This is a genomic window from Flavobacterium sp. CF136, assembly GCF_000282055.1.
Classification (GTDB): Bacteria; Bacteroidota; Bacteroidia; order Flavobacteriales; family Flavobacteriaceae; genus Flavobacterium.
Genome location: NZ_AKJZ01000033.1, coordinates 45,187 through 57,005, shown reverse-complemented (window position 1 = coordinate 57,005; position 11,819 = coordinate 45,187). Strand labels below are relative to the sequence as shown.

The following is an 11,819-nucleotide window of genomic DNA, read 5'->3' as shown; positions in this document are numbered from 1 at the left end:
ACTACAGGCTCTTTATCAGGATTAACAGCCTCAACAGCTTATGATGTCCAGGTGCTGGCATCGAATGCCTCAGGAGATGGTGTTTTATGCACAGCTGTATCGATGAGTACATTACCAGCTATTCCGGCAGGACTAGTTTTTACAAGCGCAACAACTACTTCAATAAACTTTTCCTGGACTGCTGTTACAGGTGCTATAAGTTACAAAATTTATAAAGATGGTGTGTATATCAGTACAGTGACCACTACCACAGGGTCCTTATCAGGATTGTTAGCCTTTACAGCGTATAATGTTCAGGTATTGGCTACTAATACGTCAGGTGATGGAGGTTTATCTAATGCTGTATCTATGACTACAGCACCAGCAGCACCGACAGGATTAGCTTTTACGAGTGCTACTGCATCAGATATAAACTTTTCGTGGACAGCTGTTGCAGGAGCTACTGGTTATAAAATTTATAAAAATGGTATTTATGTAAGTACTGTAACTGCCCCTACAACTACAGGTTCATTATCAGGATTGACAGTTTCTACGGCGTATAATGTTCAGGTATTGGCCACTAATGCGTCAGGTGATGGAACTTTATGTACTTCTGTATCGATGAGTACATTGCCGGCTGTACCCACAGGATTAGCTTTTACCAGTGCCACAGCTACGTCTATAAACTTTTCGTGGACAGCAGTTGCAGGAGCTACAGCTTATAGAATATATAATGGAGGATCAGATACGGGTATAACAACAACTGCGAACAATGGTTCATTATCTGGATTAACTGCCTCGACAGCCTATGGTATTCAGGTGCTAGCCGTTAATGGATCAGGGAGTGGTACACTCTGTCCTGCAGTATCGATGAGTACATTGCCTACAGTACCTACAGGATTAACATTTACCAGTGCCACACCGTCATCAATAAGTTTTTCCTGGGCAGCCGTTGCTGGAGCTACTGCTTATAAAATATATAAAGATGGTGTATATACAAGTACAGTAACTACTACTACGGGTTCATTATCTCTATTAACGATATCGACAGTCTATGGAGTTCAGATACTGGCCTCTAATGCTTCAGGTGATGGTGCTTTATGTTCTTCGGTGTCAATGTCTACTCTGTTAGGAGCTCCTACAGGTTTGACTCTTACAAGCACTACCACATCTTCTATAAATTTTTCATGGACTGCCGTTTCAGGCGCTATAGGTTATAAAATTTTTAAGAATGGTGATTCTCCAATAACGACTACTGCTGCTACAGGTTCTTTTTCAGGACTCACAGCTTCTACTAATTATACAATAAGGGTGCTTGCTTACAATGCTTCGGGAGATGGTTTGTCCTCTTCTGTAGTAATGTCTACGGCTTCAACACCTGTTATGTTACCAGCTCCTACAGGTTTGACTCTTACAAGTAATACTACTTCTTCTATAAATTTTTCCTGGACAGCTGTTGCGGGAGCTACAGGCTATAAAATTTTTAAGAATGGAGATTCCCCAATTACTACTACTGCTGTTTCAGGTTCTTTTTCCGGACTCACAGCTTCGACGAGTTACACGATACGGGTGCTTGCTTACAATGCCGCAGGAGATGGTATGTCAACTTCTTTAGCAATGTCGACAGCCAGTATTCCGGCCCCTGTGATAGGATTTCATGTAACCGCAGGGACGTACCCCGCAACTGTAGGAACATCAGTAAACGGAACGATTGTAAATACTCGGACCACGCCTATTTATGTTTATGCTGCAGTACAATCTTTGACAGGATCAGGATCAGGCAGTGGTGGTGGTAGTGTTAATGGGACTGGTTTATCGGTGAATGGAACATTTACGACTTCCGGACAATATTTCGTTTCTTCAAATTATGCTACGATAGCTGCCGGGGCAACGGTTACTTTTAGTGGTGGTTATGGCGGTGCAGTTGGACGACTCCTTTTTGCCTATTCATTGACACCCGGAGGAGCATTAAACTATTGGTTTGTTTCTAATTAATAATGAAGAGCTATTTAAAAATGATTGTCAGGTCAGCGTTAACTCAGGAAATTTCCAATATACTTAGTTTAAATATCAAATAAGTTACATGAAAAAAAATCTATCAATATTGTTTGTGTTGTTATTTACCAGTATGAATATTGCGGCACAGCAATTTAGTAATGAGAATTTTATTTACACCGAAGCACCGCAGAAAGCGGTACAAAGCAGTAATTATAATACCTTGTCTAAAACAGACATACAGAGAAATATAAATTATTTTGATGGTCTGGGTCGTTTAAAACAGTCAGTTGGCATAAGTCAGGGAGCTAATAAGTTAGATAATAATTTATTAGATTGGAAAAATAACTGGACATTAGGCATCGGTGCAGTATCTTTTTTTACTGAAAATGGACAACTCACAGAGAACCTCAGAATTAACGGGTTGAATCCGTTTGGGAAGACAGACCGGTTATGGAGATGCGTTAATGATGCAGCAAGCGATGCCGATGGCGGCTGGAATACTTCACTGGTTCCTATTGATAAAACCCAATCCTATCAATATGCTGTTTGGGTAAAACGCACGGGAGGACAAAATGGTACCACTTTTCATGGTACACAAAATGTTGTCAATTTAGATGGCACTGCTAATGGAAACCCTTATTTTTGGTATGGGAATTTACCCGCGCTGGATACCTGGTACCTGATGGTTGGTCTGATTCAACCCTCGACCTATGCAGGAGGATATTCCGGAATAAGCGGTGTATATGATATGGCAGGCAATAAGGTATTAAGCGGAACTGATTTTAAATGGAGCAGTACTACGACGAATTCGTATTTTAGGAGTTATTTGTATTATGCAGCAGATGTTGCTGTAAGCCAGTATTTTTACAATCCTGTTTTACAAAAAATAGATAATAATCAGGCCAGTATTTTAGGTTTAGTAAAGGGATTTGAATCCAGCGATATTATAACCCACAATGAGTATGATAATCTCGGAAGACAAGCCAAAGAATATTTACCTTATGCTGTATCGGGTACCGGAGGTTTAATACAGACAGCCCCTCTTACAGATGTTTTGGCTTATTACAATACTACAAAATATGAGAATACGGCAAACCCGTTTAGTGAAAAATCTTTTGAGTCTTCCCCATTAAGCCGTGTCCTGAAACAGGCAGCTCCGGGAAACAGCTGGAAAACCCAACTGACTTCAGGCCATGAGGTAAAATTGGACTATCAGACCAATAGTGCGACGGAAGTGAAACAATTTATAGCGGTAAGTACCGACAATCTAACAACTTTAGGTCTTTATAATCCATCAATAACCCAGACTATTAACTATAATGCCGGCGAGTTATATAAAACGGTAACAAAAGATGAAAACTGGATATCAGGTTTAGACCGGACAACCGAGGAGTTTAAGGACAAAGAAGGCCGTGTAGTCTTAAAAAGAACTTATGATAATCAGGTTCCTCACGACACGTATTATGTTTACGATCAATATGGAAATCTAAGCTATGTATTGCCTCCTTTGGCTAATGGTGCTTTTGATGATACAACACTCAATAATTTATGTTACCGTTATAAGTACGATTATCGCAACCGATTGGTGGAGAAGAAACTTCCCGGAAAAGAATGGGAATATATTGTTTATGACAAACTCGACAGGCCGATACTAACCCAGGATGCTAATCTCAGGATCGGTAAAAAATGGCTGTTTACCAAATATGATGCTTTTAATAGGCCGGTTTATACCGGAGAATATGTCAATAGTGTAACTATTACGCGTAAAGCAGTACAAGATTTGGCTACCGCTAGTGTCGCTGCCTTAAATGAACAGGCTCAGGGCGCTACAGTAATTGGGGATGCTACCGCGTATTACAGTAATGCTTCTTTCCCTAATACGGATATCAATTTAAACATTATTAATTATTATGATAATTACAGTTTTGACCTGATAGGGCCTCTGCCTTCAGCAGTTGTTTCTTATGGTATTACTCCTGTAAGCAATGCAAAAGGATTGGCAACAGGAAGTAAAGTAAGGGTCTTGGAAAAGGCCAAATGGATCACCAACGTAATTTATTACGATGTTAAGGGCAGACCGATTTATAATTACAATTACAATGATTATCTGCAAATTACAAGCACAGTAAAAAGTAATCTTGATTTTACAGGGAAAGCAACAGAAACGACCAGTACCCATACCGGAGTAGGTGTAACAACAACAGTAGTTGATGGTTTTACATACGATCATACGGGAAGACGTCTGGTACAAAAACAAAAAATAAACAGCCAGCCTGAAGAAATTATTGCATCAAACACCTATGATGATCTGGGGCAACTGGTACTTAAGTCCGTAGGCGGAAAAACAAGCCAAAACCGTTTACAAAATGTAGATTACAGCTATAATGTACGAGGATGGTTAAAAGGAATAAACAATGTTAATGCCATAGGAACAGATCTGTTTGCTTTTCAAGTGAGTTATGATATTCCTGTTTCAGGCGGGACTGCATTGTATAACGGAAACATAAGCCAGACATTTTGGCGAACAGCTAATGCGGATACCAGTTTAAGAAATTATAATTATACCTATGATGCCTTAAACCGCTTAGCATTTGCGACAGATAATCTCGGAAATTATAATGAAAATCCGACTTATGACAAAAACGGGAATATAAAGACATTATTTAGAAAAGGGAATACAGTACCGGGCACCAGCAGTTTTGGAACAATTGACGATTTGATATATACCTACAATCCTTCCGACAACAGGCTTATTAAGGTAGAAGATAGTGCACCAATAAACACCGAAGGTTTTAAAAACGGAAGCACTGCAACTACAGAATATACCTATGATGATAACGGTAATATGAAAACCGATGCCAACAAAGGTATAATAACCGATATAAATTATAATTACCTTAATCTGCCTACGGATATCGCTTTGCTGGGCGGAACCATTAATTACGTTTATGATGCGACAGGTGTTAAACAGCGTAAGATTGCAGGGACTATCACTACTGATTATGCCAATGGCTATCAATATGAGAATAATAAGCTTAAATTTTTTCCTCAACCTGAGGGTTATGCAGCTAATAATGCGGGAACTTTTAGTTATATTTACCAGTACAAAGATCATTTAGGAAATATACGTCTAAGCTATGGCGATGGAAACGATGATGGTGCTGTTAATAGTTCAGAAATCGTAGAGGAGAGCAATTATTATCCTTTTGGATTAAGACAATTAGGCTATAATGGCGCAACAGTTTTAGGAAAGGGAAATAGTACAGGTCAAAAGTATAAGTACAATGGCAAGGAATTGCAAGATGAGCTGGGACTGAATATGTACGACTATGGAGCACGAAATTATGACCCTGCATTAGGCCGCTGGATGAATATTGACCCGTTAGCGGAAAAATCTAGAAGATTTAATCCATATACGTATGCACTAAATAATCCTGTCTATTTCATTGACCCAGATGGGATGATGGCTATACCTACTCCATTAGAAGCGGCTTTAATGGCTAAGCATGTATATGCTGACCCAAAGGATAAAGTAGAATTACAAGGAGGATGGAAGCCTTCTGCAGCAATGTCGAATCTAAGTTACAGTAATGGCAAAACTGGATTCAAATCTGCATTGTATGAACGAACTGTTGATGGAAAAACAGAATATACATATGCGACAGCTGGAACAGAAGACGGAAAAGACTGGAAGAATAATGGTACTCAATTGGCTGGAGCATCTGAACAATATAATCAATCAGTAGGTAATGCAAAAGCTCTCGAAAAGGGATTGGATGGCGAAATTACTTTTACAGGGCATTCACTAGGAGGAGGGCTTGCAGAAGCAAATGCGATTGCAACTGGAGATAGTGCTATAACTTTTAATGCAGCTGGTGTTAGTTTGTTTACAGGTGGTGTATCAAAGAAATCTGATACTGATGCGTATATTATGACAACTGACCCACTAAATGCTATTCAGCAAGGCTCAAAATTTGCTGTTTCGCCATTAGTTCCAACAGCTGGAGGAGAAAAACATTTTTTAAGTCCTAGAAATGCAAGTGGAATATACAATGGACATAGTATTAATTCCATTATAGATTCATTATCTCAACCAACAGCGATTCAAAGTATGTGGAATACGATTAAACAAGCTTTAACCCCTCCAAGTTTTCATTAATTATATGGTATCAAATAATAAATTGTAATGAAAAATAAAATCATATTGATAGTTTTATTTATAGCAGTTAGCTGTAATAATAAAGAAGAAAAAATAAACAATAGAGAAAGTAAAATAAATAAAAGTGAGCTTTTAGGCAATGACATCAGGTTATTTCAAGATACACCAGCTTGGAATTTAGCTAAAGCTATTGAAGATGAGAATCTTACGTTAATAAAAGAAGAAGTACATTTAAAAAAAACAAATCCAAATTATAAAGAACCAAAATTTGGAAGTACACTTTTAATGTTAGGAATAAAAAATAACAAGTATAAAAGTGTAAATCTTTTATTAGTCTTAGGTGCAGACCCAAATTTAGGAGATTCTTATACAGGAGAAACCGCAATGATATGTGCTACGAAAAATAACGATATAAATTATTTAAAATTACTTTTGAAGTATAAGGGCGATCCTAATTCAAGAGAAAATATTCAAACAAAAAAAGGTGACCAAGCAAGAAAAACAGCATTGACTTCTGCTATTTCATATTTTGATTCTACTAGTCTTGAAAAAGTAAAATTGCTAACTGATGCAGGCGCAGATTTAAATTATTATAACGAAGGTCATACAGACTTGCCTCTTGGATTATCACTTACATTAGACAAAATGGATGTTGCTCTTTATTTAATTAAGAAAGGAGCAAATTACAATTTACCAATGTCAAAAAATGCAAAAGGTCAAAATATTTACATTTTAAAGGCTTTACGGCAATGTGTTTTTGATTTAGATTCCCCTGAATATCAACAAAAACAACAAATTATACAATATTTAAAAAATAAAGGACTTAATTATTCTAATGAGCCTATTCCTGAAAAAACATTAAAAAAGATTAAAAAAAAATACCCAAATAACTGGATGGAATATATCGAAAAATATTAAGTTAACAATTGGTAATGTATCATATGTTGGTGGTTAATTATTACATCGAACATTTCTAGATTATCAATGATTTATATTGATATTAGAAAAAATTAAAACAGCCTTCGGGCTGTTTTTTTATTTTATAATGCCTTAAATCGAAAAAAATGGAATCAAATTAAACTACGTGGTACAGATGTGTTGGTGGCGTTCGAAAGATGATAAAGTATCGAAAGACAAAGTCTGGGAATCAAAGATATATTTTGCAGAAAATGCGGGAAAATCAGAGTTGAAAATTATGTATATCTGGCTTATAAGGGAGATATAAACCAGAATATTATTCAATTAACCAAAGAGAGACTAGGAATAAGAAGCACTGCAAGAATATTAAAAATTTCGAATACCACATTATTAAAAAGAATTATAACAATTGAGGAGAATATTCATCAGTCCATTATCAGTAAAGGAAAAACTTATGAAGTCGATGAAATGTGCACTTATATCAGAAACAAAAGAAATTTTATTTGGCTGGTTTATGCTCTGAAGAAGAATTCTCAAAAGGTTGTCAGCTTTAATGTTGGCAAACGAACCAATAAAACCTTAAGTTGTGTCCTAGATACTTTAAAATTATCAGAACCGAAAAAGATATTTACCGACAGGTTAAAAAACTACAGATATTTGATTGATGAGAAGAGGGTCCGTCTTTATGTTAATTCTATTAAATATGGACCTCACAAACTCTTCTTAGTGCAGGGTCACACCTAATATAGGCCCTCACAAAATTTCATAATAAATTATTTAAGAAAGATGATGAAATTTTGAGATTTGGGTACTTCATGTCTCTAATTTGGAATTAATTATCTGTTCTGAATTCATTTAATCGGTTATAAAAATAAATATCTGCTTTTATAAACCGAAAAATTCGTCATACTCATCCGCTATGCGAATACCAATTGTAAATGTTTTAATATTTATCAGGTAAATACTCCACATGACCTAAAAATTATCCTCTTCTCGGGATTACGGAATAAAGTTTTTTTAATACTTGATGAGGTAGTTTTGATTTCATAGATACAGTACATTCCCCTGTTTTTTTATGAACAATAGATCTATCGTAGATTATTTTTTTGGTAAACTATTTTTTAAATCTTTAAAAAAATAGATTCGCCAGGCTTTTGTTGAATTCTTGAGGGATTAACTATTTGTTTTTTATTATATATGTAAAAAAAGACGTTTTTATTTATAAAATAGTTGATTTGACCCTTTTATAATGTTGTAATGCCCCCCCTTTACTTTTATGTGTAATACTAGATTTACAATGTGAATTATATGTAACAGAGATGAAGTATTCTTAAAAAACTTGTAAAAAGTAAAATTTTAAGCAGTGCTGCTTTTTTAAATTATGTTTCTGTAATTCATGAATTTAACTAGTTTATTAACCAAAAATTACAACCAAAGATGACAAATTTTATTAGGAAAATCAAAGCTCCTGATTATGTATCCGGATTTGATTTTAAAAAGAAACTCACCATATTTTGTGCATTGGTTTCTTTTTCTCAAATGCAAGCTTACACTATTAATTCCAATAGTATAACGGGGCTTGAAAAAGTCCAACAGCAAAATAACATAAGCGGACAAGTTCAGGACCAAAATGGTGTGCCACAGCCTGGTGCCTCTGTCTCGATAAAGGGAACAAAAATAGGTACTATAACAGATTTTGACGGGAAATTTAGTTTAACAGGAGATGTGAATTCAGTATTGGTCGTTTCCTTTGTTGGTTTTGTAACTCAGGAAATTGTTATAAAAGACAAATCTAATATTATTGTCCAATTAAAGGAGAATGTCGCTTCTTTAGAGGAAGTTGTAGTAGTGGGATATGGTAAAATGAAGAAAAAGGATTTAACCGGAGCAATTGTCCAGGTTAAACCGGAAGCTTTAGCAAATCAAAACCCACAGACCGTTCAGGATTTATTGCGAGGCGTTCCCGGCCTAAAAGTTGGGTATTCAGCTGATGCAAAAGGAGGAGGGTCTTTGCAAATTCGTGGACAGACTTCTGTTTATTCTGACGGAGGTCATAATTCACCACTTATTATTCTAGACGGAATGCAATTCTATGGTGAACTTTCAGAAATTAATCCTGATGATATTGGTCAGATAGATATCTTAAAAGATGCATCAGCAACAGCTGTATATGGGTCTAAAGCAGCAGCAGGGGTTATTGTTATTTCAACAAAAAAAGGAAAAACCGGTAAGCCTGTTATCAATATTACTACAAACACAACAATTAGCAGCAAAAGTGCCTATCGCGATGTATATTCTCCAGAGGGGTATGTAAAATATCGTGAAGATTGGGAGACTGCTAAAACGTATGGACCAAATACAACATCAGGACAATACGAAGCTTATATTGCAAATCGTGTTGGTCAGGTGGGGTATTTCTCAAACCCTAACCAATTAGATCAGTATGGTATATCTCAGGCTCAATGGTTAGCTTATCAACCTGCCGGACAAATACAAGGGAAGAGTCTGAATGAAGTATGGGGACTCCGTTTGGGCATTACTGACGCTACGCTTTTGAAAAATTTTACAGAAGGAAAAACGCACAACTGGTATAACAGTACTTTTAGAACAGGAATAAATCATGACAATAATTTAAGTGTTTCGGGAGCAAGCGATAAAGTAAATTATTATATGTCATTGGGTTATTTAACTTCAGAAGGAGCTATTCAGGGTAATGATTATTCTGCAGTTCGTGCGAATATGAAAGTTGATGCAAAAATCACGAGCTGGCTTGAATTTGGAGCTAACGTTAATTTTCAGGATCGTTCAGATGGAGATATCTCTGTTGGTACCGGTACTAATTATTGGGATGCAAATATGTTAAGAAACAGCCCGTTTTCTAACTTTAAAAATGCAAACGGTGAATATGAAAGACAACCTATGGGACCAACTATTGGAGGGTATAATTATTACTATGACCGCCAATTTATGGAGCTTGAGAAAGGGTATACTGTGTTGAATACCATTTTCAATACTAAGGTAAATTTGCCTTTGGGTATTACTTATTCATTTAATGTTGCGCCACGTTATGAATTTTTTTATAATCGTTATTTTCAGTCATCAGGTCATAAAGGCTGGAATCCCGCTAATATAGGGGTGGATAGAGAAAGCGGTAAAAAATTTACCTGGAACCTGAATAATACATTAGCATGGGATTATACATTTGCTGAAAAACACCATATCGTAGCAACTTTTGTTCAGGAAGTTGAAGAACTTCAAACATGGTCTGATATTATTAGAGCCCGTAACATCCTGCCTTCAGATGCATTAGGGTTTCACAATACTTCTAATGCAACACTTTTAAATAGCTCGTTTTCTACCACGGATACACATCAGACAGCCGATGCATTAATGGCGAGACTTTTTTATTCGTTTAATAATCGTTATATGATAACAGGAACGGTGCGTCGTGATGGGTATTCAGCATTTGGAGCTTCGTATCCTTACGCAACTTTTCCTTCTGTAGCATTAGGATGGAATTTTAATAAAGAAAGTTGGTTCAATTGGAATCCTTTAAGTACAGGTAAATTACGCTTGTCATGGGGTAAAAACGGAAACCGATCGCTTGCTGATCCTTACTTAGCTTTGGCAAACTTAGCTTCAGGTACCGGAGCAACAATGGGATATATAGATGCTTCAGGAAATATTGTTGATATGAAATATTTAGGAATTGATCGTATGGCAAATCCAAATCTTCAATGGGAAAAAACAACTGCAACAAATATTGGTCTTGACCTGGGTTTTTTAAATGACCGAATTACAAGCACTATAGATGTTTACAGAATGATTACCAATGATATGATTATGAGTCAGCGTCTGCCTGAATTCACTGGATTTTCATCAATTGCAACCAATCTTGGAGAGGTTGAAAATAGAGGGATTGAAATAAGTCTTACTACTTTAAATGTAAAAAATCCAAACTTTGAATGGACTACCAGTGTTGCTTTTTCATACAATAAGAACACCATTAATGCATTATATGGCAATATGGAAGATGTTAAGGATGCCAATGGTAATGTTATTGGAACAAAAGAGGCAGATGATAAAACAAATGGATGGTTTATTGGTAAACCAGTTTCTGAAATCTGGGATTATAAAGTGATTGGGATTTGGCAAAAAGAAGAGTGGCAAGAAGCTGCAAAATATGGACAACGCCCTGGTGACCCAAAAGTTGAAAATAGCTACACTGCCGACGATGTTAATGGAAAACCAACTTATAATGAAAAAGACAAACAGTTTTTAGGACAAGCGGCACCTCCAGTTAACTGGTCACTTCGTAATGAATTTAAAATTTATAAAAATTGGAATTTAGCAGTTAATATGTATTCCTACATGGGGCACAAATCGCTTGACGGACGCTATATGAATACTTATAATGATGGCAGTTTATATACAAACAACTACAATCCATTTGTAAATCCATATTGGACACTTGATAATCCAACCAATGACTGGGCACGTCTTGATGCCAGAGGGCCTGCAGGAGCCGGAACAGCAAAATTATATGACCGTAGTTTTATTCGTTTAGACAATATTTCTCTGGCTTATACATTCCCTAAAGATCTTTTAGATCGTTTGCATGTGATAAATTTCAAAATTTATGCTTCGGTTCAGAACGTTGCAACATGGTCTGCTTCCGGCGAATGGAAATATTATGGAGACCCGGAAACAGGGGGACTGGCTACACGAATGTTTAATTTAGGTTTTAACGTTTCACTTTAATAAT

5 protein-coding genes are annotated in these 11,819 nt (G+C 36.2%); all 5 read left to right on the top strand.

From position 1 onward, the window contains the following. On the top strand, positions 1–1,974 hold a 1,974-nt coding region (locus tag PMI10_RS11730; RefSeq protein ID WP_007808053.1), incomplete at its 5' end, for a beta strand repeat-containing protein. An 88-nt stretch (positions 1,975–2,062) separates the two neighbouring features. Further along, positions 2,063–6,136, top strand: a complete 4,074-nt coding sequence (locus PMI10_RS21685) for an RHS repeat domain-containing protein (protein WP_081491462.1) — start codon at positions 2,063–2,065, stop codon at positions 6,134–6,136. 27 nt (positions 6,137–6,163) lie between these two features. Next, the gene (locus PMI10_RS11720; RefSeq protein WP_007808045.1) at positions 6,164–7,054 is read left to right on the top strand and encodes an ankyrin repeat domain-containing protein; all 891 of its coding nucleotides are present in this window, start codon (positions 6,164–6,166) and stop codon (positions 7,052–7,054) included. 468 nt (positions 7,055–7,522) lie between these two features. After that, positions 7,523–7,798 (top strand): hypothetical protein, encoded by a 276-nt coding sequence (locus tag PMI10_RS22330; protein ID WP_238539467.1) that lies wholly within the window; start codon positions 7,523–7,525, stop codon positions 7,796–7,798. A 693-nt stretch (positions 7,799–8,491) separates the two neighbouring features. Beyond that, positions 8,492–11,815, top strand: a complete 3,324-nt coding sequence (locus PMI10_RS11715) for a SusC/RagA family TonB-linked outer membrane protein (protein ID WP_007808042.1) — start codon at positions 8,492–8,494, stop codon at positions 11,813–11,815. Positions 11,816–11,819: the final 4 nt, after the last annotated feature.

What these genes read in the sequence shown, in the direction of transcription:
- PMI10_RS11720 (WP_007808045.1), top strand. Translation starts at nt 6,164, where the DNA reads ATGAAAAATAAAATCATATTGATAGTTTTATTTATAGCAGTTAGCTGT.
- PMI10_RS21685 (WP_081491462.1), top strand. Translation starts at nt 2,063, where the DNA reads ATGAAAAAAAATCTATCAATATTGTTTGTGTTGTTATTTACCAGTATG.
- PMI10_RS11715 (WP_007808042.1), top strand. Translation starts at nt 8,492, where the DNA reads ATGACAAATTTTATTAGGAAAATCAAAGCTCCTGATTATGTATCCGGA.
- PMI10_RS22330 (WP_238539467.1), top strand. Translation starts at nt 7,523, where the DNA reads ATGTGCACTTATATCAGAAACAAAAGAAATTTTATTTGGCTGGTTTAT.